At 38.1% G+C, this 23,335-nt stretch carries 22 protein-coding genes; 6 read left to right on the forward strand and 16 right to left on the reverse strand.

What is annotated here, in order from left to right; translation table 11 throughout:
- Positions 1-130: helix-turn-helix domain-containing protein (locus RT41_RS10780; protein ID WP_143467343.1), on the reverse strand; the 130-nt coding region annotated here is incomplete at its 3' end.
- A 153-nt stretch (positions 131-283) separates the two neighbouring features.
- On the opposite strand from RT41_RS10780, the gene RT41_RS03980 reads away from it, so the two are divergent.
- The gene (locus RT41_RS03980; protein WP_054639758.1) at positions 284-511 is read left to right on the forward strand and encodes a DUF2188 domain-containing protein; all 228 of its coding nucleotides are present in this window, start codon (positions 284-286) and stop codon (positions 509-511) included.
- Here RT41_RS03980 and RT41_RS03985 read toward each other — a convergent pair.
- Genes RT41_RS03985 through RT41_RS04000 form a run of 4 tightly spaced genes read right to left on the reverse strand, consistent with a single transcriptional unit; the run spans position 508 to position 2,114 of the window.
- Positions 508-816, reverse strand: a complete 309-nt coding sequence (locus tag RT41_RS03985) for a hypothetical protein (RefSeq protein ID WP_054639757.1) — start codon at positions 814-816, stop codon at positions 508-510. The two genes, RT41_RS03980 and RT41_RS03985, sit on opposite strands and share 4 nt — an antisense overlap.
- Before the next feature lie 41 nt (positions 817-857).
- Positions 858-1,634: a phage antirepressor gene (locus RT41_RS03990; RefSeq protein WP_096817639.1), complete on the reverse strand. Its 777-nt coding sequence runs from the start codon at positions 1,632-1,634 to the stop codon at positions 858-860.
- Between the two features lie 13 nt (positions 1,635-1,647).
- Positions 1,648-1,908 carry an excisionase gene (locus RT41_RS03995; protein ID WP_096817641.1) on the reverse strand — a complete coding sequence of 87 codons (261 nt, stop codon included), beginning with the start codon at positions 1,906-1,908 and terminating at the stop codon, positions 1,648-1,650.
- Positions 1,909-1,922: 14 nt separating this feature from the next.
- Positions 1,923-2,114: a hypothetical protein gene (locus RT41_RS04000; RefSeq protein WP_096817643.1), complete on the reverse strand. Its 192-nt coding sequence runs from the start codon at positions 2,112-2,114 to the stop codon at positions 1,923-1,925.
- Positions 2,115-2,402: 288 nt separating this feature from the next.
- Here RT41_RS04000 and RT41_RS04005 point away from each other — a divergent pair, with 288 nt between their 5' ends.
- The 4 genes from RT41_RS04005 (at position 2,403) to RT41_RS04020 (ending at position 5,067) form a co-directional block, all read left to right on the forward strand.
- The gene (locus RT41_RS04005; protein ID WP_096817645.1) at positions 2,403-2,759 is read left to right on the forward strand and encodes an XRE family transcriptional regulator; all 357 of its coding nucleotides are present in this window, start codon (positions 2,403-2,405) and stop codon (positions 2,757-2,759) included.
- A 9-nt stretch (positions 2,760-2,768) separates the two neighbouring features.
- A complete protein-coding gene (locus RT41_RS04010; RefSeq protein ID WP_096817647.1) occupies positions 2,769-3,164 on the forward strand; it encodes a hypothetical protein in 396 nt (131 codons plus the stop codon).
- A gap of 59 nt (positions 3,165-3,223) precedes the next feature.
- Positions 3,224-3,805, forward strand: coding sequence for a hypothetical protein (locus RT41_RS04015; protein WP_096817648.1), 582 nt, complete (start codon positions 3,224-3,226; stop codon positions 3,803-3,805).
- Positions 3,806-3,879: 74 nt separating this feature from the next.
- The gene (locus tag RT41_RS04020; RefSeq protein ID WP_245811586.1) at positions 3,880-5,067 is read left to right on the forward strand and encodes a tyrosine-type recombinase/integrase; all 1,188 of its coding nucleotides are present in this window, start codon (positions 3,880-3,882) and stop codon (positions 5,065-5,067) included.
- A 196-nt stretch (positions 5,068-5,263) separates the two neighbouring features.
- Here RT41_RS04020 and sufB read toward each other — a convergent pair whose 3' ends face one another.
- From sufB to RT41_RS04065, 9 genes are all read right to left on the reverse strand, one after another.
- The gene (sufB, locus tag RT41_RS04025; RefSeq protein WP_096817650.1) at positions 5,264-6,661 is read right to left on the reverse strand and encodes a Fe-S cluster assembly protein SufB; all 1,398 of its coding nucleotides are present in this window, start codon (positions 6,659-6,661) and stop codon (positions 5,264-5,266) included.
- A 72-nt stretch (positions 6,662-6,733) separates the two neighbouring features.
- Positions 6,734-7,201, reverse strand: coding sequence for a Fe-S cluster assembly sulfur transfer protein SufU (gene sufU / locus RT41_RS04030; RefSeq protein WP_096817652.1), 468 nt, complete (start codon positions 7,199-7,201; stop codon positions 6,734-6,736).
- 34 nt (positions 7,202-7,235) lie between these two features.
- Positions 7,236-8,462, reverse strand: coding sequence for a cysteine desulfurase (locus RT41_RS04035; RefSeq protein WP_096817654.1), 1,227 nt, complete (start codon positions 8,460-8,462; stop codon positions 7,236-7,238).
- A complete protein-coding gene (gene sufD, locus RT41_RS04040; RefSeq protein ID WP_054639760.1) occupies positions 8,462-9,721 on the reverse strand; it encodes a Fe-S cluster assembly protein SufD in 1,260 nt (419 codons plus the stop codon). Before sufD ends, RT41_RS04035 begins: the two co-directional genes overlap by 1 nt.
- Before the next feature lie 47 nt (positions 9,722-9,768).
- Entirely contained in the window at positions 9,769-10,551 is a 783-nt protein-coding gene (gene sufC / locus RT41_RS04045; protein ID WP_054639753.1) for a Fe-S cluster assembly ATPase SufC, read from the reverse strand.
- Positions 10,552-10,711: 160 nt separating this feature from the next.
- A complete protein-coding gene (locus tag RT41_RS04050) occupies positions 10,712-12,037 on the reverse strand; it encodes a glycosyltransferase family 4 protein (RefSeq protein ID WP_096817656.1) in 1,326 nt (441 codons plus the stop codon).
- Between the two features lie 9 nt (positions 12,038-12,046).
- A complete protein-coding gene (locus RT41_RS04055; RefSeq protein WP_096817657.1) occupies positions 12,047-12,745 on the reverse strand; it encodes an adaptor protein MecA in 699 nt (232 codons plus the stop codon).
- A 129-nt stretch (positions 12,746-12,874) separates the two neighbouring features.
- Positions 12,875-13,609 (reverse strand): amino acid ABC transporter ATP-binding protein, encoded by a 735-nt coding sequence (locus RT41_RS04060; protein WP_096817659.1) that lies wholly within the window; start codon positions 13,607-13,609, stop codon positions 12,875-12,877.
- On the reverse strand, positions 13,606-14,292 hold the full coding sequence (locus tag RT41_RS04065) for an amino acid ABC transporter permease (RefSeq protein WP_054639752.1): 687 nt from the start codon (positions 14,290-14,292) through the stop codon (positions 13,606-13,608). The genes RT41_RS04060 and RT41_RS04065 overlap by 4 nt, the downstream gene beginning before the upstream one ends.
- Before the next feature lie 163 nt (positions 14,293-14,455).
- Between RT41_RS04065 and RT41_RS04070 the strand changes: the two genes are divergently transcribed.
- Complete coding sequence (locus tag RT41_RS04070) at positions 14,456-15,394, forward strand: diacylglycerol/lipid kinase family protein (RefSeq protein ID WP_096817660.1); 939 nt, start codon at positions 14,456-14,458, stop codon at positions 15,392-15,394.
- Positions 15,395-15,727: 333 nt separating this feature from the next.
- Here RT41_RS04070 and rpoC read toward each other — a convergent pair whose 3' ends face one another.
- Both rpoC and rpoB read right to left on the reverse strand, forming a co-directional pair.
- Positions 15,728-19,366 carry a DNA-directed RNA polymerase subunit beta' gene (rpoC, locus tag RT41_RS04075; RefSeq protein ID WP_180752678.1) on the reverse strand — a complete coding sequence of 1,213 codons (3,639 nt, stop codon included), beginning with the start codon at positions 19,364-19,366 and terminating at the stop codon, positions 15,728-15,730.
- A 61-nt stretch (positions 19,367-19,427) separates the two neighbouring features.
- Positions 19,428-23,015 (reverse strand): DNA-directed RNA polymerase subunit beta, encoded by a 3,588-nt coding sequence (gene rpoB / locus RT41_RS04080; RefSeq protein ID WP_096817661.1) that lies wholly within the window; start codon positions 23,013-23,015, stop codon positions 19,428-19,430.
- Positions 23,016-23,335 lie beyond the last annotated feature (320 nt).

Genomic DNA, 23,335 nt, shown 5'->3' on the forward strand with positions numbered 1-23,335 from the left:
TAAAACTAGGACTTTCTACTTTTCCAAGCAGTATTTTTGAAATATACTGTTGTTTGACACCAACCAGTTCGGCTAATTTACTTTGTGATATGTTTTTTTGTTGCATTTTAAGAATGATTATTTCTTTCATTTTTCACCAATATACAACATGTAGTTGTGTATAACTTTATCCACAACTATATACTGTATTTTCCTTTTTATTTTGCTATAATATTTGTGAATGAAAGACCGCGGCATGCTGTTTTTATTCATTTTCCAAATAATTATAGAAAGGAGGTATTAAATGGCTGGTAAAAATCAACATGTTGTCCCTGACGGCAATGGTGGTTGGAACGTTAAAGGCGAGGGCAATTCCAAAGCTACAGCAAACTTCAACACCCAAGCTGATGCTATTAATAAAGCAGTCCAAATCTCAAAAAATCAACAGTCTGAAATGTTTATTCATGGACGCAACGGCCAAATCCGTGAGCGTAATACTTATGGTAATGACCCTTTCCCACCAAAAGGCTAATCTTTATTTTTAGGCTTAACCTTGACCCTATAACCTTCTTCTAGTTCTACTGTTCTCGCAGTAACTATCGCAATGGTTTTAGGGTTTTTTTCATCCGTTTCAATGATCATTTCTTTAAACTGTGAAAAATCTATCTCTTCCCCTAGCTCATCTATGTCTTTCCACGGCGCATCTAATTTGATGCGTTTTTTTGAAAAGCAAAAGCACCATTTAAATACATTTATTTTAATCCATGATTCAACGATGTTGTCGATAGTTCCGTCGGATTTTTCTAATCCGTAATTTGTAATATAGTGATGTAGCATTTTTTCTCCTTAAAATAAATCTAGTTGCTTGATTTGCGCTTTCAAAATACGCTTAATTTTTCAATTTCTGGAAGGTATCCAGCTTTTTTTAATTTACGATATAAAAACTCTCTGCCTCTCTGCGTCCATGTTGTCGTAATGTTCGTGCGAGTATTCCCTTTACTGTCAACAAATGAATGAGTACGGCTCTTGATATATCCTTTAGCTTGGTACTTGCTGTATAGAATCCATTGATTATTAACTTTTCGCTGAATTCGTAAATTAGCGAGCAACTTGTTAAAAGTTGGAGAGCCAATCCCATAATCTTGTGCAATTTGAGTAACTAGCACATCATCGGTGCTTTCAAAAATCAAATCAAGATAGCGTGTGCGCTCATTAGCTTCTGCAAGTTCAAGATTAAGCTTGCTTTTTTCTGCTTCTAGCTGTTTAATTTGGTTTCCAGCTTGCAGGAGTAAGTCAGCTAAACCGTTGCCAGAAAGTACATCTCTAGCTTTCTCTTCAGTCATGTATGCTCCATGCTTGCGGATTGTTGGTAAGACGTCATGAGTAATCCAGCGCTTGAACTGTCGAGCATCTTTTTTCTTGCTTCCAATAATTGCTTCATAAAGTCCGCTTTCGTTGATGATTGTTGACTTCATATTCATACCTGTCAATTTGACAGACATGGAATCCTCTTTATCAAGCCTCCGTGTCATTTGGGCGGTCTCGGAATATTCAAGAATATCAGCAACATCCTTCGCAACAAACCATGGATCATTTTCAATAAGTACAGTTCGTACTGGTAAGTTGTTAAAATTAAAATTTTGTAATTCGTTCATTTTATTTTTTCTCCTATTTTTTATAGCTCTTATAACGTGTTGCTTCTTTCCACTCCACGAACTTTTTAAAAACTTCTTTATTGATAAAGACAATTCTATGAGTAGGATTGAGTACACCATTTTTAAATTCTGGATGGTCTCTCATTTCTATGAGCCATGCTGTTAATGTACCTTTTGTCAGTCCTTCCCACTTTTGCATAAGATGTTTTTTATCACACCATTCTGCTTTCTCATCCTTATCGACAGGCAGATATGTTATTTTTGCGTATGGCATTTTTACTTCCTTTCTTAACGCAATTTGAAATCATCAATGATTTTAAGAATGACTTGATGTGCTTTAGGTGATTGAAGATGACCTGAAAGAATATCATTCATCACGTTTTTAGCTACTCCATACTTGGCTGCTAAACTCATTTTTTCAATTCCTGTTTCTTCAATGAATGAATTAACAAGTTTAAGCCCATTATCACTTGTTGGCATTTCTAAACCTCCGTATATATTTTTGTGTAAGAAAAAGTTAGCATTTCTGTATTTAAGCCTTGATTTATTTTAGCGAAAGTGATACTATTTAAGCATAGTTAAAACACCTAACAAAAGCTTTATAAAACATTCTTGGCGGAGCGTTTAAAGTGCTTTTTATAGGTCTATTCGCTAACCGAAAGGCTAACTAATCTTTACAAATTCAATTATAGCACTTTCGGTAATTTTGTCAATAATAAAGTATCGTTTTCGGTAATTTATTTCAACATTTATTTTGAAAGGCTTGATATGACTACATTTGAAAGAATAAAATCTTTAGCAGATAAACAAAAAATAAGCTTAAAAGAGCTTGCAATAAAGCTTGGATTTAGCGAAAATAATATTTACCGCTGGAAAACATCTAAACCTAAAGGGGAAGATTTAGCTAAAATAGCGGATTATTTCCATGTTTCTGTAGATTATTTGCTAGGTAGAGAAGATATAGAAAAAATTAAAGAGCCAGTTGATTTAAAAGATATTGTCAGTGACCACGTTAACTTTGAAGATGTTAACTGGGATGAATGGTTGTCATTTGGTGGCAAACCATTAACAGAGAAAGATAAAATGCTTTTATTCGCAACTTTTTATAATCGTGATGAAAAATGAGGGTAAAGCATGGAGCAAAAAGAACTTATTAACTTTTTTATCAAAGAAATAGAAAATCTTGGATATGATATTCAATTTATTCCTATGTCAAACAAAGTTATAATAAATACTCATACTCTTCAATGCGCTATAAATCCTTCATTAGTTACTCCTTTTTCTTTAGCTCATGATCTTCACCATGCATTGAATAAAGACGATTGTAGGCTTAGGCAATGCGATACTGTTAGCCAACATGAATCTAGGGCTAACATTGGAGCTATATTAACTTTTTGGGAATTATGGCTAGATAATGATGGGGATTATGAACACTTTGATTTGTTTTGTGATGTGACAGGATGTCCTTATGAGCAAAGCTGGATGGTCGTTAAATCAAAATACGACGAATATTATAATACTGCAATTTAATTAAATAAACGAGCAATGTCTTGATTCTCATAAAAAGCTAGATTAGGAACATAAACATTATGGAAAAGAAAAAAGAATCAAAAGCATTAGCTATTATCGCTTTAATTATTGGGATACTTGCGCTAGTTTTATCTTGGGTACCGATTGTCAATAATTTTGCAGCTATATTAGCAATTTTTTCAGCTATTCTTGGGTTGATTGCAATTATAATAAATAGAAAAAACAAGAAAACATTGAGTATTGTTTCCTTTGTTATATCAATCTTAGCTTTTATTATTGTTATGGCTACTCAATCTATGTACTCAAACGCTATCGATAGTGTTGGTAAAAAAGTAAACAGCGATATTTCAAGCTCACAAAAGAAAGCTGACGAAGGCTTTAAATGGACAAAAGCCGACTATGATGCTTTAGTCGCTGGTGATGCACTATCTGGTGTCGGGGGAACAAAATATGATGGACTTGAAGCTAAATTCGGTAAACCTTCTAATTCATCTGAATCATCTGCAGGGAATTATACAGTTAAAAATGTTTCTTGGGATAATATGGGTTCTTCTAATTACAAATCTGTTTCTTTGGCTTTCACAAAGCAAGCTGATGGCTCTTGGTTGCTTTCGAACAAATCTCAATCAGGATTAGAATAAAATAAAAAATCCGCCCAAACTTTGGACGGCTAGGGCGGATTTAAACTATGTAGTGTAAGAAATTCATCAATTAGATGTCTTTTCTCGTACTCAATTTTAGCAAGAAAGTGAGTAAAAAGCAAATGTGGATAGAAGCATTGAACAATGGAAAGTTTAAATATTTTGAGCGATACCGCGACCCTTTGACGGAAAAGCTAAAAAAAGTTTCAGTAACCCTTGATAAGAAAACACCGAGGGCACAAAAAACTGCACAAGCGGAACTCTCCAACAAAATAAACAAAATACTTTCACAAAAAACAGGTAATAATATCACTTTCAGCGAATTATATAAAGAATATTACAAGAATTGGTCTCCTACAGTTAAGGCTTCTTCTCTACGTGGTACTACAGCTCAGGACAGACGTATTCTAGAAAAAATTGGGGAAGGGGTTAAGGCTAAAAATGTAAGCCGTCGAGTCATACAAGAATTGGTTAATGAGATGATGGATGAAGGATACGCCTATAGTTACTATAACGGTTTTAAAAAAAGATTTCATTCTATACTAGAATTTGGTGTTAGGATGGGATATCTTGAAACAAACGAGGCTAGTTTTGTCAAAGCTCCTAAAAAAGTTAAGACGTTTGAGGAAGTACAAGAGAAGCGAGAAAGTTACCTTGAAATATCAGATATAAAACTTATAATTTCTGCCTTGAGGTTGACTTCACGGGTAGAACATATAGCAAACTTTGTTGAGTTTATGGCATACACTGGAGCACGTTATGGAGAAGCCGCTGCATTAACCGCAAATGAAGTAGATTTAGAAAAAGGAATCATAACAATAAATGGCACTTATGATCGTGCATTAAAAATAAAAACCACTCCAAAAACTGACTTTTCCTATCGTACAGTAACCATTCCCGATAATGTTAAATCAATTATTAGGGAACAATTGGAATTGCTGGAACTTCATCGATCACTCAAAGGCGATGATTTCAATAAAGATAATTATATCTTTTTTACCGTAAATGGTGCAGCCGTTGATTTAGACACCGTAAATGTTGTTATTCGTAGAGCGGCTGAAAAAGTGGGAATCACTAAACATCTTACCTCTCACATATTTAGGCATTCTCATATTGCTTTACTTGCTGAATTGGGTATACCTCTTAGTGCTGCAATGGATCGAGTGGGGCACACCGACTATAAGACAACTCTTAACATCTATTCACACGTCACAAAATCTGTTAAGATTGATATTGTTAAAAAACTAAATGAGATTAAATAAAAAAATGCCCAAACCTACGGGGCATTTTTGTTTAGGGGGCAAAAATAAAATATGAGGGGCATTTACAAATTAAATGTACAAGCCATTGTTACACCACTTATTCAATATTTTTAAAATCTGCCCCTTTCTTGCCCCTTTAAAATATAAAGCTATAAAAATAACCTTTGAAACCTTGATATATCTCAATATCTAAAACTTATCCGATAGAACCTTCCATCGAATAAGACATGAGACGATTCAGTTCGACTGCGTATTCCATTGGTAATTCTTTTGTAAATGGTTCAATAAATCCCATGATAATCATATCTGTTGCTTCTTTTTCAGTGAGACCACGGCTCATCAAATAATAGAGTTGTTCCTCGGATATTTTTGAGACTTTAGCCTCATGCTCCAATGCAACTTGTGAATTGTGAATTTCATTGAACGGAACAGTATCTGAACGCGAAAGATTGTCCATAATAATTGTGTCACATTCTATATGTGAGGCCGATTTCTTCGATTTTGGACCAAATTTGACTTGTCCACGATAGTTCACAGCTCCACCACCTTTGGAAATGGATTTTGAGATGATTGAACTCGACGTATTTGGTGCATTGTGAATCATTTTGGCACCCGTGTCTTGGTTTTGTCCCTCACCTGCAAAAGCAATCGAAAGCATTGTTCCACGCGCACCAGGTCCATCCAAATATACAGAAGGATACTTCATTGAAACACGAGAGCCCAAATTACCGTCAACCCATTCAACCGTCGCATTTTTTTCTGCTTTCGCACGTTTTGTTACCAAATTATAGACGTTATCTGACCAGTTTTGAATGGTTGAATAGCGCATATAACCGCCTTCTTCGACAAAGATTTCAACCACGGCTGCATGAAGTGAACTTGCACTATAAGTAGGCGCTGTACACCCTTCGACATATTGAATGGAGCCGCCTTCTTCGACAATAATCAATGTCCGTTCAAATTGCCCTGATTTTTCATTATTAATCCGGAAATATGCTTGAATTGGAATTTCGCATTTGACACCTTTAGGAACATAAACAAATGAGCCCCCCGACCAAACAGCCGAGTTCAAAGCTGCCAATTTATTATCTGAAGGTGGAACTAATTTGGCAAAATATTTTTTGAAAATTTCGGGATAATCTCGAAGACCTGAGTCAGTGTCTGTAAAGATAATGCCCAATTTTTCAAATTCTTCTTTCATGTTGTGGTAAACAACTTCAGATTCGTATTGAGCTGATGCACCCGCCAAATAAGAACGCTCTGCTTCAGGAATACCAATCCGCTCAAAAGTATTTTTTATTTCTTGAGGAACATCTTCCCAATTACGAGCTGCTTTGGCAGAAGGTTTTTGGTAATAGACGATATCATTAAAATCAATATCGGTCAGGTCTGGCCCCCATTTTGGAAGGTCGATTTTTTTAAATGCTTCGAAAGACTTTAAACGAAACTCGAGCATCCATTCAGGTTCATTCTTTGCTGCTGAAATTTCACGAATAACTTCTTCTGTTAAACCAAGCCCCGTCGTATATTCTAGTTCAGCATTGTCATGAAAACCAAATTTATACTCGCCCAATTCTGGGATTTCTTCAGTCATAACTTATTTCCTTTCTGATTTATACTTACTATTTCGATTTAAATTTTTATTAATTTGAATTCAGACTAGAATTTAATGTGACGCCTGGTCTTTTCCTTCGAAATTTCCTTCGTCACCTTGCTCTAATGCTTTTTTCAAGGCATTCCAGGCCAATGTTGAACACTTCACGCGAGCTGGAAATTTAGAAACGCCAGCTAAAAATTGAGCATCTCCCAGTTCTTCTTGCCGTTCATCTTCTTCACCTGTAACCATTTCTGAAAACAGGTGAGCTAATTCAAGTGCTTCAGTTTTTGTTTTACCAATCACGATTTCGGTCATCATTGAGGCTGATGCTGTAGAAATCGTGCAACCATGACCGCTAAAAGCTAGGTCAACGATTTCATCATCAACCAAATCAACTGTTAATCGGATGACATCTCCACATGTGGGATTATTTAAATTAATGACGCAACCTGTCTGAAGTTCTCCTGCATGACGCGGATGAGCAGAGTGGTCAAGTATGACAGCACGATAAAGATTATCTAATTTTGAAAGTGCCAATTTTCTTCCTCTTTTTTAATAACTATTAAACACCTTAAATGGTGAAGAATTCTTTTGTTTTTTTCAACGCGTCAACGAGTTTGTCACAGTCTGCGATTGTACTATAGGCGTAAAAACTTGCTCGTACTGTTGCTTCAGCTGACGTATCTAAAAGTCTAATGAGCGGTTGAGCACAGTGGTGACCGGCTCGAACAGCAACCCCCTCCATATCAAGCGCTGTTGCCACATCATGTGGATGAAGCCCTGCAAGATTGAAGGACAGAACACCTGCTCGATTCTGCAAATCTGCAGGCCCATAGATTTTCAGCCCTTCAATTGCCTTAAGCTGAGGCATCAAATAAGCCATCAGGTCATGCTCATGCTGCTCAATAGCATCAATTCCTAAACGATTTATATAGTCAATGGCTTCCCCCAGACCAATTGCACCAGCGATATTTGGCGTTCCAGCCTCAAATTTCCATGGTAATTCAGTCCAAGTCGAATAATCTTCGTACACGAAATCTATCATTTCACCACCGAATTCAACTGGGTTCATTTCATTTAGCAATTTTTCTTTGCCATATAAGACGCCAATCCCAGTTGGTCCCATCATTTTATGCCCACTGAACGCAAAGAAGTCAGCATCCAGTTCTTGAACATCAATTTTCATATGTGGTGTTGATTGAGCACCGTCAACAACCAAATATGCTCCCATTTCGTGAACGATTTGGGCGATGTCGCGAATCGGATTGATGCAACCTAAAACGTTAGAAACGTGGGTCAGAGCCACAATTTTCGTCTTTACTGATAATTTTTCTTGTAAGTCTTGGAGATCTAATTGTCCTTCTTTTAAGCCGACAATTTTTAAAGTTGCACCTGTCTTAGCAGCTACCTGCTGCCATGGAACAAAATTGGAATGATGCTCCATTATCGAGATTAATATTTCATCATCAGGTTTTAAAATTTGTTCTGCAAACTTAGACACCCAGTTTAATGATGTCGTTGTCCCTCTTGTAAATAGAACTTCTTTCGTTGTTCTAGCATTGATGAAATCTCGAACTTTCTCTCGTGCTGCTTCATAGTCTGCCGTTGCTCTTTCCGCGAGCGTGTGAACGCCTCGGTGAACGTTAGCATTATCATTTTCATAATAATTTTTAATCCTTGTCAGTACTGATAAGGGCTTTTGCGTTGTCGCTGCATTATCCAGGTAGACTAAAGGCTCGTCATTTACAATTTGATTCAATGCAGGGAAATCTTTTTTGAGCAATTCAGCATCGAACATTAAATGCCCAGCTTTCTATCAATCGTTGTAATAAATTCTTCGCGAACTGCTTTAATTGGGATTTCTGTCACGACTGATCCAAGGAATCCACGGATGACTAGTTTTCTTGCTGTGTCCTCATCAAGTCCACGAGATTGCATATAATATAGGTCTTCTTCATCAACTTGGCCAACTGATGCTGCATGACCTGCTGTAACATCATTTTCATCAATCAATAAAATAGGATTGGCATCACCACGTCCTTTGTCAGAAAGCATCAGAACACGACTTTCTTGCTGTGCATCTGCACCAGCTGCACCGTGAATAATGTGACCAATACCATTGAAAGTTAAAGTCCCACGATCTAAAATAACGCCATTTTGTAAAATATGTCCGACTGAGTTTCGACCATAATTTGTCACACGTGTATTAACAACTTGTGTTTGTTTCCCAGTCGAAATTCCGACTGCTTTAATATTTGAATGACTGCCTTGACCGCGTAATTCACTATCAAAGTCAGCTACTATATCACCGTCATTCATGACACCAATTGACCAATCAATCGAAGCATTGTCACCGATTAAACCACGGCGTGTCACCATTCCTGTGACATTTTGTCCTAATTCATCAATGGCAGAAAATTTCACTTGAGCTCCTTGAGCGGCAAACACTTCAGCTACAATATTTGCCTTGATTTTCACTTTTCCATCGCCAATTGTCTGCAAACGTTCAAGATATTCAACCTTACTGTTTTTTCCAACAATAATCAAAATACGTTTGTAAAATGGGACATCACTAGCTGAATCCTGGCAGTAAATCCCTTCAAAAGGCACCTTGACTTCAACATGGTCTGGAACATAGAGCACTGCTGCCGAATTAAATACTGCTGTATTCATGGCAGCCAATTTGTTTTCATTTGGTTTAACCAACTGTGCAAAATATTTTTCAAGGACATCAGGAATTTCTGTCAGTGCTGACGATAAATCTGTAAATAACACCCCCTGCTCAGCCAATTCAGGAGACATCTGCTCCAAAATATTTTGACTCCCCACTTGAACAAGCATTGGGTGATTTGCTAATTCCGTAAAAGTTGGTACGTTTCCAGTAATTTCTGACTCGTTAAGAATCAATTCATCAAGTTTCCAACGGTCAAGTCGAACTTTTTCGATAAATGGAATATTTAATTCGTTATAGTAGTGTACTGAATTTTGACGGAGCTCTTGCAACCAAACGGGCTCTGAGTGTGCAAGGGAAAAATTTGAAATTTCTTCGTTTATCATATAATTTTTCAGAGAATTTTTCATTAAAAATCTTCTCCTTCTCCCCCCTATTCTTCTTCTTTGTAGTCCAAACCAAGTTCATTCGCAATTCCAGAATAACCTTCTTGTTCCAGACGCAAAGCTAAATCAGCACCACCTGATTTTACGACTCGGCCGTCCATCATGACATGGACATAATCAGGCGTAATGTAGTCTAACAAGCGTTGGTAGTGAGTGATAATCATTGCGCCAAATTTTTCACCACGCATCGAATTCACACCTTTTGCAACAACTTTAAGGGCATCAATATCAAGGCCCGAGTCGATTTCATCCATGATTGCAAATGTTGGCTCAAGCATCAATAATTGAAGTATTTCGTTTCGTTTCTTTTCCCCACCGGAAAAACCTTCATTAAGATAACGTTCAGCCATTTCTTCTTTCATGTTCAGCAATTCCATATTTTTATCCAATTTTTTTATGAATTGCATCACTGAAATTTTATCATCTTCTGGACGACGTGAATTAATAGCAGCACGTAAAAACTCAGCATTGGTAATCCCTGGAATTTCACTCGGATACTGCATTGCAAGGAAAAGTCCCAAACGAGCACGCTCATCGACTGTCATCTCTAATATATTTTGACCATCAAATAAAATCTCTCCCTGGGTTACAACATAATGAGGATTTCCCATCACTGCTGCTGAAAGGGTAGATTTCCCATTTCCATTTGGTCCCATAATGGCGTGAATTTCATTGGTGTTAATCGTTAAATTGACACCTTTAAGAATATCCGTGTGAACTCCATTTTCATCAACACCAACGTGCAAATCTTTAATTTCTAAAGTAGACATACTGCTCCTTTTCTGAAACATTCGCTTTATTCATTGAAAGAATTTCTTTAATAAAGTAAATGATTTTTATAAAAGTGTCAATCTTATTTGACATTTCCTAAACAGTTCTATTCTAACAAAAAAACAGCTGAATTGGTAGGTTCAGACTGTTTCAATAAGATTACTTTTTATCCTTTTCAACTCTACTTAAATGTTGTTTTGACTCTACATTGTCTAAATTGTCATTTGTAATTAAGGGGCGTTCAATTTCAATGGTGTCTTCTTCATCATTGTCAGAATCCGTTTTTTCATCATAATTTCCATGATGAATGACAGCATCTCGATAACCAGAATTACCAATAAAACGTAAAAACTTTAGCATTGGTTGACGATTTTCTCCAAGAATTCCGACCAGTTCAATAAATATTTCCAAGCCAAAGAGACAGGCCACAAGGAGCAGTATCCCTCCAATGCGGTTTGAAACTTGGAGGATGATTGAAATAAAGGCGAAGATACCAGCAATTCCATAAATTACGAGGACAGCACCACGGTGTGTAAACCCTAAAGCAAGCAAACGATGATGCAAGTGTCGTTTATCAGCGGAAGTAATTTTTTGACGATTTAGTTTTCGACGAATCATCGCCATGATTGTATCTGTCAGGGGAACCCCTAAAATTAATAAGGGAGTAACAACAGCAACTGCTGTTGCATTTTTAAGCCCTTGCAAGGAGATGACCGAAATCATGAATCCCAAAAACAGTGCCCCCGTATCACCCAAGAAAATAATTGCTGGATGATAATTATATGGAAAGAAGCCCAAAATAGCTGCCACAAGCGTAAAAATAGTGATGGGCAAGAAAATATTTGGACTAGGTAAAAAGAAATAAGAAACCAAACCCATTGTTAACAAAGAAATAACTGAAACGCCACTACATAAGCCGTCAAGACCATCTATTAAATTAATGGCATTTGTTATTGCCACAATCCAGAAAACGCTGAAAATGAAGGACAGCCAAGCAGGAAAAGTGAGCATTGGCCCACCAAAGGGAATTTTTAGGTTATCAAAACGGGCATGGGTAAAGAACCAAACAAAACTGGCCGCAATGATTTGACCTAGAAGTTTCATTTTGGGTGATAATTCTTTAATGTCATCAATTAAGCCTGTAATAACAATAATTGCACCGCCAATAACGAAGGGTAAGATGTAGTTCAAATAGGATTGGAGGTGTAAGACTCCTGTTTTGCCACCACTTGAACCGACAAGTGGCTGAGAATGAACAATCACGGGGAGAAGAACCAAAGTCGTGAAGACAAAAGCGATGAAAATGGGAACCCCACCAGCCGTTGGCATGGGTTTTTTATTAACACGCCTTGCATTCGGATTATCTACAGCACCGATTGCTTTTGACACGAATGTCATGATAGGCGTCAATACAAGTGAAATGCTAAAAGTGATTATGATAACAATCAGAAACTTTAGCGTAAAGGGAATTTGTGTAATTGACATACGAAACCTTTAAATTTTTCTGAGTTTTTCCATGGCATGATTGACAATGAGACAGTCACCATACTCCTGTAAATATTCTCGATTATAATCTGAACTTTGCCCGAATTCCATTAAGCGAGCGCGCATACTTTCAACTTGCATTTTGCCTCGTGCCCTGACACTATCTAACACGACCAGGTAAAATGCACCGTTCAATTGGAACAACTCCGAGAGTTCTTCTGTAAAAACAACATTTTTCACAGCGTTGAGCAAATTCAATGGTCCATCGAATTTTATCGTGTAAAAAATATAATCGGCTTCTTTTTGTGGTTCTTTTGTTTCTTTGGAACCAAGACCTGGATTGTGGTCTTTTATTCCACGTTCAGCGGCCATATTAGAGCCAATTTCATTTAATTTGTTATAAAAGCCATTCATCATCTCTTCAAATTCTTCTGGATCGTCTGGAATCTCTCCATCACCATTTTCACCCAAAAGTTCTTCTGAGACAATCAAATGAACACCTTTAGGATGAGGTTGAACTTGGAAAGTGAGTAAACCAGTTTGATTAAAACGATTCTCAAGCCCCAATTCTTCAACTAATTCATAAAAAAGTTGTTCAATAACCTGTTGATTTTGGAAAAAATCAGAAAGTTTAACATCGTGATCAGACAAGTCTTCGAAAGTCAAACTTATCTTAATTGTATTTTCATTTATATTTTCAAATTTCATAACTACTCTTTTCTATCACGCTCTACTTTTAGATTCTTAACTCAATTATACCACAGTAGTGAAAAAAATTAGACAGATACTCGATTTTAATACAACAAAAAAGCCTGTCAGCACTGACAGGTTCTTATTTTATAGTACTTTAGCCAAGAAATCTTGCGTTCTCGCTTCTTTTGGATGATCAAAAACTTGCTCAGGTTTACCCTCTTCGACAATAACGCCGTCAGCCATGAATAAAACACGGTCGGCCACATTTTTGGCGAAGCCCATTTCATGCGTTACTACAACCATGGTCATTCCTTCATGTGCTAACTCTTGCATTACATTTAAGACTTCACCAACCATCTCAGGATCTAGTGCGGAAGTGGGCTCATCAAATAACATGACATCCGGTGTCATCGTCAATGCGCGTGCAATGGCAACACGTTGTTGTTGTCCACCTGAAAGACTTTGCGGATAAGCATCTGCTTTATCTTCCAAACCAACACGCGTTAAGAGTTCGTTCGCTTTTTCTTCTGCTGCGGCTTTGCTCAATTTACCCGTTTTAGTGGGTGCCAAAATAAGATTTTCCAAAACAGTCATATTGGGAAAAAGATTGAATTGTTGGAAAACCATGCCCATTTTTTCACGATGCTTGAAGACATCGACGGATTTGTCTGCAATATTGACACCTTCAAAATAGACTTCACCCTTTGTTGGTGTTTCCAATAAATTCATGGTTCGCAAAAATGTTGATTTACCAGATCCAGATGGCCCAATCATGACCACAACTTCACCTTGCTTGATTTGAATATCCAAACCCTTTAAGACTTCATTTTTTCCAAAACTTTTGTGTAGATTTTTAATTTCAATTAAATTTTCGCTCATTTTGCATAGCCCCTTCCAAGTTTCTTTTCAAAACGTGCCAACAAGCGGCTGAGTGCAAAACATACAACGAAGTAATAAAGTGATGCAAAGAGCATTGGTGACAAAGTTTGATAAGTCATTGTGCCGACTGTTAATGCGCCATTAAAGACTTCCATAACGCCAATGGTATATAACAATGATGAGTCTTTAATGATCGTAATAAATTCATTACCAACAGCGGGCAAAATATTGCGGACGGCTTGAGGTAAAATAACGTTCCACATCGCTTGTGATGGACGAATCCCTAATGAATAAGCAGCCTCACGTTGTCCAGCAGGAACGGCTTCAATTCCAGCACGTACAATCTCAGCCATGTATGCACCTGAATTAAGTGAAATAATGATAATCCCTGGAATCAATCGTCCCAAATCTTCAGCTAAAATTCCAACATGAACCGTTGGCCAGTTTGCCCCTCCCATGATCGCATAACCGACCATAATTTGCACCAACATTGGCGTATCACGAAAAATTTCAATATAGGCATTCAATATCCAACGTAAAGGCGCAATTTTTGACATTTTCCCTAAGGCAACGAGCACCCCAATTATTGTCCCAAAAAGGACGACAAATAATGAAATAATCAGTGTGAAGACCATACCATCGTTAAAGTATGGTAAATATTCAGGAAGGAAACTCCAGCTCATAAATTTTCTCTTTTCTTTTATTAAGTCAATTAAAATATTTCATAAGAATTAATCAGTATAATTATAATCTATTTTGCATAAAAATGCAAATTATGGTTTTATAAAATGATTTTCATTGTGTTTTATTTTTAACTCTGGCTCCTTTTTTTGATAGAATAGGAGCATGACCTATTTCATCCTTGCCAACCCAAATTCTGGCGCTAAAAAAGGCGCGCACAGTCTCGATCTACTCCTCTCATATTTTAAAGAAAATCAAGTTGATTTTCAACTTTTTACAACGACAAAAAGTGGACAAGAGTCAGAGTTGATTTATGACATATTAAGCCTCAAAAGTCCAGATGACGTTATCTTGATCATTGGTGGAGATGGAACAATTTCATTGGCCATGTCTGCTTTGCCAGCGGATGTTCCTTTTGCCTATCTTCCGGCTGGCTCTGGAAATGATTTTGCTCGTTCTTTATCCCTTGAACATGATCCTATATGTGCCTTTAAAGCCATTGAAAATGGGCATCTTCATGAAATATATGTTTTAAAATATGAATCGAAAAATCTTTCTGGTTTTGCTCTAAACAACATTGGAATTGGCTTAGATGCTCAAATTGTGAAATCTGCTAATCGTGGTAAGTTAAAAATTTGGCTCAATAAAATAAAATTAGGTCAATTAGCTTATCTAATGACTGCACTTCATGTTCTTTTCACTAAAAAGCCCTTCTCTGTCACGATTGAATCGATGGCATCAGATTTGACATCTGATAAAATTCTGTCTCAAAAAATTAAATTCCAACGGGCATTTCTGATGACTTTTACAAAACATTCCTTCTTTGGAGGAGGTGTCAAAATTTCCCCCACGGCATCAAATCTTAATGATGAAATCCATCTGGTCGAATTCAATCGCCTTCCGATGCGCAAAATCTTCCCTGTCATTCCAAAAGTTTTAAAGGGAACTCATTTGAATCATCCAGGCTTTACACATCTTATTTCTAAACAATTTATTGTCAAAACGGAAGAAAATCAGCCTGTTCAAATTGATGGTGAATCGAGTGAAATCAATGCTAATGAACCATTAAAATTAAGTACAGAAAAAAGAACGATTATTTACTAATCATTTTTTTTTACTTTGAAGAAAAATTAAAGTAAAATTTTAGTGCCTTTGAAAAAACAATTAATAAAGGCGAATGTTATATCCATCTTATCAGACGCGGTCAAACCAAATTGAATTTTTAGAAAAAAAATCATAAAATTTGATCCAGATGGCAAGACAGATTTAGTGGCCTCTCAGCTCATTTGACCCTCAACTGATTTATTGCTCGCCTCATTCTTGTGGTCCTTTCAGCTCACTTCTTGTCAAAAAAGGCTCCCCTCATTTTGATCACATACGTTATTATCACTTTTGGGCATGAAAAAAAACGAGTATTTCTACTCGTTTTTTATATTTTTATTTTTTAACAACAGTTTCAGCAAGTGTAACTGCTTCTTCTTTTTTTTCTTCTGGTGCATTTGTCAAGTCTGACAAAGGTTCCAAGTTTCGGTAACGGGCCATACCAGTACCAGCAGGAATAATCTTACCGATAATGACATTTTCTTTCAAACCGAGCAAGTGGTCTTCTTTACCACGAATAGCGGCGTCAGTAAGGACACGAGTTGTTTCTTGGAAGGATGCTGCTGACAAGAATGAATTCGTTTCAAGTGAGGCTTTAGTAATCCCCATCAAAACAGGACGTGCAGTTGCAGGCATTTCGCCACTCAACAATGCAGACTCATTATTCTTTTCAAAGTCATCAATATCCATCAATGTTCCAGGAAGTACATCAGTTGATCCATTATCCATGACACGAACTTTACGCAACATTTGGCGAACCATTACTTCGATATGCTTATCGCCGATTTCAACCCCTTGACCACGGTAAGTCTTTTGAACTTCCGCAAGGAGATAAGTTTCAACAGATAAAACATCACGAACTTGGAGCAAGTGTTTAGGCTCAATTGAACCATCTACAAGTGGTGCTCCACGGTGAATAAATTCACCTTCTTCAACTTTAAGTGGTGAAGACATTGGGACAACATATGAACGTGTATCTGTTTCACCCTTAATCGTGATTTCACGTGTACGTGTAGCAGGATCATCAGCAAATGCTTGAACAATACCTGTCACTTCAGTGATTGTAGCTTCCCCTTTAGGGTTACGTGCTTCAAAAATTTCTTGGACACGTGGAAGCCCTTGAGTGATATCCGCATTACCAGCAACACCACCAAAGTGGAAGTTACGCATTGTAAGTTGGGTACCAGGTTCACCGATGGCTTGGGCAGCGACAATACCTACTGCTTCACCAACCTCAACGGTTCCTCCAGTCGCCATATCCATACCGTAACAATGTTTACATACACCATGTGGTGTTTTACATGTAAAGATTGAACGAATTGTCACTTCTTTAACGCCAGCATTAACAATGGTATTAGCTAATTCTTCTGAAATCAATTGATTTTCAGCTAAAATAACTTCTCCAGTTTCTGGATGGAAAACTGTTTTCTTCGTGTAACGACCAACTAAACGTTCAAACAAAGGTTCGATCATTTCTTTACCATTGGCGATTTCGCGAACCAAAAGTCCTCGGTCTGTTCCACAATCTTCTTCACGAATGATAACATCTTGTGCAACGTCAACCAAACGACGAGTTAAGTAACCAGATTCGGCTGTCTTAAGGGCCGTATCGGTCATCCCTTTACGGGCACCATGGGTTGAGAAGAACATTTCTTGTACCGTCAAACCTTCACGGAAGTTTGAAATAACGGGAAGTTCCATTGTTTTACCATTAGGAGCTGCCATCAATCCACGCATCCCTGAAAGTTGAGAGAAGTTTGAAATATTACCACGGGCACCAGAGTCCATCATCATGACAATTGGGTTAGAAATATCTTGGTGAGCAATAAGTTCTTTTTCAAGTTCTTCTTTTGCATCACGCCAAACGTCACAGACGTGAGTATAACGCTCATCATCAGTAATCAAACCACGACGGAATTGTTTAGTGATTTGGGCTACCTTGGCATGAGCTGCTTCGATGATTTCTGGTTTCTTATCAACCGTAGGAATATCGGCGATACCAACAGTCAAACCAGCAAGCGTTGATTGATGGTAACCAAGGTTCTTCAATTCATCAAGGAACATTGATGTTGCAGTTGTTCCATAACGTTTAAATACTTCCGCGATAATCTTACCTAAATATTTTTTCTTGAATGGCAAGACAGTTGGCAAGTTTTCAAGGAATTTAGAGATGTCCTCACCAGCGCCCATGAAGAAACGGTCATCTGTTTGAGAAGTCAAGTTGTCATCTGTTGGTTCATTAATGTATGGCATACCAACAGGAATAATATTGTTGAACAATACTTTTCCGACGGTAGTAACCAAGATTTTATCTTTTTGGAATTCAGTCCAAGGACGTTCCAAAGCACTAGCTAAAATACCGATACGTGTGTGCAAATGAACGATACCATTGGTACGTGCAATTTCCACTTCCTCAGCGTTAGAGAAGATCATTCCTTCGCCTTCACGATCGTTTTGTTCCATAGTAATGTAATAATTACCAAGAACCATATCTTGTGAAGGAGTAACAACTGGTTTACCATCTTTAGGGTTCAAAATGTGTTCTGCACCAAGCATCAACAAACGAGCTTCAGCTTGTGCTTCTTCAGACAATGGCAAGTGAATAGCCATTTGGTCCCCATCGAAATCGGCGTTGAAGGCTTCACAGGCCAGTGGGTGAAGACGCATTGCTTTACCATCAATAAGCACAGGTTCATAGGCTTGGATACCCAAACGGTGAAGTGTAGGTGCCCGGTTCAAAAGAACAGGGTGTTCTTTAACGATATCTTCAAGGACATCCCAAACTTCAAAGTCTTGGCGTTCAACTTTACGTTTAGCCGCACGAATGTTTGCAGCCAACTCACGTTTCACAAGTTCTGACATAACGAAAGGTTTAAACAATTCAATTGCCATTTCACGTGGAAGTCCCATTTGATAAGTCTTAAGGGTAGGACCTACGGCAATAACTGAACGACCTGAGTAGTCAACACGTTTACCAAGCAAGTTTTGACGAAAACGCCCTTGTTTCCCTTTAAGCATATGAGACAATGATTTCAACGGACGGTTGGATGCCCCAGTAATAGGACGACCACGACGACCATTGTCAATCAATGTATCAACAGCTTCTTGAAGCATACGTTTTTCATTTTGGACAATAATATTTGGCGCGTTGAGTTCCATCAAACGTTTCAAACGATTATTACGGTTGATGACACGACGATACAAATCATTCAAGTCAGATGTTGCAAAACGCCCACCGTCTAATTGAACCATAGGACGTAAATCTGGTGGAATTACTGGAAGGACATTAAGGACCATCCAAGAAAGTTGATTTCCAGACTTACGGAATGCTGATAAAACATCCAAACGACGAATCACTTTGACACGACGTTGTCCTGAAATGGCCTTAAGTTCTTCCTTAAGTTCAGCAATTTCTTTGTCCAAATCAACATCATTCAACAAGTCTTGAATTGCTTCGGCACCCATTTTAGCAACGAATGAACCAAAACCATTCTTTAAGAGTTGTTCACGATATTCGCGTTCTGTCAGGAGTTGTTTCTTTTCAAGATCTGTTTCTTTAGGATCAATAACCACATAACTTGCGAAATAAATAATTTCTTCAAGTGCACGTGGGCTCATGTCCAAAGCAAGGCCCATCCGTGATGGAATACCTTTAAAATACCAAATGTGTGAAATTGGGGCAGCAAGTTCAATGTGACCCATTCGTTCACGACGTGATTTGGCAGTTGTTACTTGAACGCCACAAAGTTCACAAACTTGATTTTTGTAGAAGACGCCTTTAAGTTTTCCACAAGCACATTCCCAGTCTTTTTGTGGGCCGAAAATTCTTTCGTCGAAAAGTCCTTCACGTTCTGGTTTTTGTGTTCGATAATTGATTGTTTCTGGTTTTTTTACTTCACCAAATGACCAATAACGAATTTTTTGGGGAGATGCGATACCAATTCGCATACTCTCAAATTTATTTACATCGACCAATTTTTTCTCCACTTCTTATAAAATATGATACTTCTTAAAATTAAATGTTCTCAAAACAAGATTAATTTGCTTTATCAGTATCAATCAAAGTTTGTTCTTTTTCTTCAGCTTCAGCAACAATTGTTTCTTGTTCTTCAAGCATTTCAGGGGTTACATCAGGTTCAATTTGACGATTATCCATATCTTCATCCAATTCACGCAAGTCAATGGTATTGTGATCCGCATCAAGGACAATCATATCAAGTCCGAGGGATTGTAATTCTTTAACCAATACGCGGAATGATTCTGGAAGACCTGGACGAGGGATACGTTCGCCTTTAACGATGGCTTCGTAAGCACGTGTACGTCCAATAACGTCATCTGATTTATAGGTCAAAATTTCTTGAAGGACGTTGGATGCACCATAAGCTTCAAGGGCCCATACTTCCATTTCTCCGAAACGTTGTCCACCAAACTGAGCTTTCCCACCGAGTGGTTGTTGTGTAACAAGTGAATAAGGACCTACTGAACGAGCATGAAGTTTATCATCAACCATATGGTGAAGTTTAATCATATACATGACACCGACAGAAATACGGTTATCAAATGGTTCACCAGTACGACCGTCATAGAGGACAGTTTTTGCATCGGTTGCTAGTCCAGCTTCTTTAACAGTATCCCAAATTTCGTCATCGGATGCACCATCAAAGACTGGTGTTGCAATATGTAATCCAAGTTGACGTGCAGCCATACCTAAGTGGAGTTCTTTAACTTGTCCAATATTCATACGTGAAGGCACACCAAGTGGATTCAGCATGATATCAATAGGTGTTCCATCTGGTAAATAAGGCATATCTTCAACAGGAACGATGTTTGAAACGACACCTTTATTACCATGTCGTCCAGACATTTTATCACCGACACGAATCTTACGTTTTTGAGCAATAAAGACGCGGACAAGTGTATTTACACCTGAAGGCAATTCGTCACCATTGTCGCGAGTAAAGACGTGAACTTGGTGAACGATTCCGCCACCGCCGTGAGGAACACGAAGTGAGGTATCACGAACTTCACGTGCTTTTTCACCAAAGATTGCACGGAGCAAACGTTCTTCTGGTGTTGGGTCAGTCTCACCTTTAGGTGTTACTTTACCAACAAGAATGTCGCCATCTTTAACCTCAGCACCAATGCGGATAATTCCGTCTTCGTCGAGGTTTTTGATTGCTTCATCCCCGACGTTTGGAATTTCGCGTGTGATTTCTTCAGGGCCAAGTTTTGTATCACGTGTTTCTGATTCGTATTCTTCAATGGCAACTGATGTATAAACGTCATCTTTGACCATCCGTTCTGACATGATGACGGCATCTTCAAAGTTATAACCTTCCCAAGTCATATAAGCGATAAGTGGGTTGTTACCCAATGCTAATTCGCCATTTTCCATCGAAGGACCGTTGATAACGACGTCATCTTTTTCAACTTTATCACCCAATTTGACGAGTGGACGTTGATTGTACGATGTACCAGAGTTAGAACGTTGATATTTAGTAACATTGTAGATGTCAAGTTCGCCTGATGTGCGACGGATACGTACTTCGTTTCCGTCAACATATTCGACGATTCCATCATGCTTAGCGATACTTGCAGCACCTGAGTCATGGGCAATTTGATATTCCATACCTGTACCGACCCAAGGACTGTGTGGATCAATTAAAGGTACAGCTTGACGTTGCATGTTGGCACCCATAAGTGCACGGTTTGAGTCATCATTTTCCAAGAATGGAATACAAGCAGCAGCAGTCGCAACTACCTGCTTAGGTGAAACATCCATATAATCAATACTTGAAGATTCAACTTCAATATTGTTCCCTTGGTGACGGGCCATTACTGTTTCTGATTCAAAACGATTATCGTCAGTTAAGCGAGAGTTGGCTTGCGCAACTGTATAGTTGTCTTCTTCATCAGCAGTCAAATATTCCACTTCTGAGGTAACATGCCCTGTTGCGCGGTCAACACGACGGAAAGGAGACATGATGAATCCATATTCGTTGATTTTGGCATAAGTAGACAAGTTATTAATCAACCCGATATTTGGACCTTCAGGGGTTTCAATTGGGCACATCCGACCATAGTGAGTGTAGTGAACGTCACGAACTTCATATGACGCGCGGTCACGTGAAATACCACCAGGGCCTAAGGCAGAGAAACGACGTTTATGTGAAAGTTCAGACAAAGGATTATGTTGGTCCATGAACTGTGAAAGTTGAGAAGAACCGAAGAATTCTTTGATTGAAGCTGTCACTGGACGAATATTTATCAACCCTTGAGGTGTGATGTTTTCATTTTCAGTTGATGACATCCGTTCACGAATGACACGTTCCATACGAGAAAGTCCGATACGAACTTGGTTTTGCAAAAGTTCGCCGACTGAGCGAATACGACGGTTTCCGAGGTGGTCGATATCATCAACTTTCCCAATTCCTTCGAAAAGACCAAGCCAGTAATTGATGTTTGCAATAACATCAGCAGGTTTCAAGACACGGTCTTCTGGTGCAATTTGTCCATTCGACATCAAAGTAATGATACGCTCTGGATTGTTTGGAGAATAAACTTTAAGTGTTTGAATTTCGATTGGTTCTGGAATTACAGCATCATCTGAAGGTTGGAAGACAGTCATTCCGTAACCATTGTCGAGCAATGGTTCAATGATATTCAATACATCACGTGTCACAACTGTATCAGATTCAACAAGGATTTCTCCTGTTTCTGGGTCAACAATTGGTTCAGCAAGTGTCAAATTAAGCAAACGATTTTTGAGTGCCAACTTTTTGTTGAATTTATAACGTCCAACAGGTGCGAAGTCATAGCGACGTGGATCGAAGAAACGTGCCATCAAAAGGCCACGTGAACTATCAGCTGTTTTTGGTTCACCTGGACGCAAACGGTCATAAATATCTTTAAGGGCTTCTTCTACACGTGTGTCCGAAGGGTTTTTGTGAACATCCTTGCTCAAAGTTGTTTCGAGTAATTCACTCTCACCAAAAAGTTCACGAATTTCTTCGTCTGAACCAAAACCAAGCGCACGTACCATTGTTGTGAATGTTAATTTACGTGTCCGGTCAATACGAACGTAACCCACGCCTTTAGCGTCTGTATCAAGTTCAAACCAAGCACCACGGTTAGGGATGGTTGTATGTCCATAGCTTTCAAGACCGTTTTTGTCTGTTTTAAGATGGAAATATGAACCCGGGCTACGGACCAATTGGCTGACGATTAAACGTTCAGAACCATTATTGATAAATGTACCCATTTCAGTCATTAGTGGGAAATCTCCGAAGAAAACTTCTTGAGTTTTCAATTCGCCAGTTTCTTTATTCACGAGACGGAAAGTTACATAAATAGGTGCTGAATAGTTGGCATCATGTGCGCGAGCTTCTTCAACAGTGTATTTTGGTGTCTTCATTTCGTAGCCTACGAACTCAAGTTCCATTGTTCCAGCAAAGTTGTCGATTGGGAACATCTCTTTGAATACATCTGCGAGGCCAGTGTCGAGAAAGTTTTGATAACTTGAAGTTTGAACTTCAATCAGATTTGGCAATCCGATTACTTCTTTGATGCGTGAAAAACTGCGTCTTGTACGGTGCTTACCGTATTGTACGTCATGTCCTGCCAAGTTGTTTCTCCTCTATTGATTATCTGCATGAGGTATTTAACAAATTTGTTAAAACCTCCTGTAGTGTTAAATAAGTTTAGTTTGAGATTTTGATGAGATTTACATTAAAAATTCTGAAAAGTCAGTAGTTTGTCTTTTTAACAACATTTCAGGATTTTCTTGTAAAAAAACGCCAAAAAAGCAACGAGAAACTGTCGTTTTTCGCTGCTTACAAGACCCGCAGGGACAAGAGATCCTTTGGGTTTTGCTGACAAACCATTAACTCCTATTATAGCACGAATTGTCAATAATGACAAGGTTCTTGCTTATAACTTTTTCCA

The organism is Lactococcus fujiensis JCM 16395, assembly GCF_002441655.1.
In the GTDB taxonomy this organism is placed as follows: Bacteria; Bacillota; Bacilli; order Lactobacillales; family Streptococcaceae; genus Lactococcus; species Lactococcus fujiensis.

Excerpts from the sequence above, each read along its gene's own strand:
- RT41_RS03980 (WP_054639758.1), top strand. The coding sequence starts at position 284 with ATGGCTGGTAAAAATCAACATGTTGTCCCTGACGGCAATGGTGGTTGG.
- RT41_RS03985 (WP_054639757.1), bottom strand. The coding sequence starts at position 816 with ATGCTACATCACTATATTACAAATTACGGATTAGAAAAATCCGACGGA.
- RT41_RS03990 (WP_096817639.1), bottom strand. The coding sequence starts at position 1,634 with ATGAACGAATTACAAAATTTTAATTTTAACAACTTACCAGTACGAACT.
- RT41_RS03995 (WP_096817641.1), bottom strand. The coding sequence starts at position 1,908 with ATGCCATACGCAAAAATAACATATCTGCCTGTCGATAAGGATGAGAAA.
- RT41_RS04000 (WP_096817643.1), bottom strand. The coding sequence starts at position 2,114 with ATGCCAACAAGTGATAATGGGCTTAAACTTGTTAATTCATTCATTGAA.
- RT41_RS04005 (WP_096817645.1), top strand. The coding sequence starts at position 2,403 with ATGACTACATTTGAAAGAATAAAATCTTTAGCAGATAAACAAAAAATA.
- RT41_RS04010 (WP_096817647.1), top strand. The coding sequence starts at position 2,769 with ATGGAGCAAAAAGAACTTATTAACTTTTTTATCAAAGAAATAGAAAAT.
- RT41_RS04015 (WP_096817648.1), top strand. The coding sequence starts at position 3,224 with ATGGAAAAGAAAAAAGAATCAAAAGCATTAGCTATTATCGCTTTAATT.
- RT41_RS04020 (WP_245811586.1), top strand. The coding sequence starts at position 3,880 with ATGTCTTTTCTCGTACTCAATTTTAGCAAGAAAGTGAGTAAAAAGCAA.
- sufB (WP_096817650.1), bottom strand. The coding sequence starts at position 6,661 with ATGACTGAAGAAATCCCAGAATTGGGCGAGTATAAATTTGGTTTTCAT.
- RT41_RS04035 (WP_096817654.1), bottom strand. The coding sequence starts at position 8,462 with ATGTTCGATGCTGAATTGCTCAAAAAAGATTTCCCTGCATTGAATCAA.
- sufD (WP_054639760.1), bottom strand. The coding sequence starts at position 9,721 with ATGATAAACGAAGAAATTTCAAATTTTTCCCTTGCACACTCAGAGCCC.
- sufC (WP_054639753.1), bottom strand. The coding sequence starts at position 10,551 with ATGTCTACTTTAGAAATTAAAGATTTGCACGTTGGTGTTGATGAAAAT.
- RT41_RS04050 (WP_096817656.1), bottom strand. The coding sequence starts at position 12,037 with ATGTCAATTACACAAATTCCCTTTACGCTAAAGTTTCTGATTGTTATC.
- RT41_RS04055 (WP_096817657.1), bottom strand. The coding sequence starts at position 12,745 with ATGAAATTTGAAAATATAAATGAAAATACAATTAAGATAAGTTTGACT.
- RT41_RS04060 (WP_096817659.1), bottom strand. The coding sequence starts at position 13,609 with ATGAGCGAAAATTTAATTGAAATTAAAAATCTACACAAAAGTTTTGGA.
- RT41_RS04065 (WP_054639752.1), bottom strand. The coding sequence starts at position 14,292 with ATGAGCTGGAGTTTCCTTCCTGAATATTTACCATACTTTAACGATGGT.
- RT41_RS04070 (WP_096817660.1), top strand. The coding sequence starts at position 14,456 with ATGACCTATTTCATCCTTGCCAACCCAAATTCTGGCGCTAAAAAAGGC.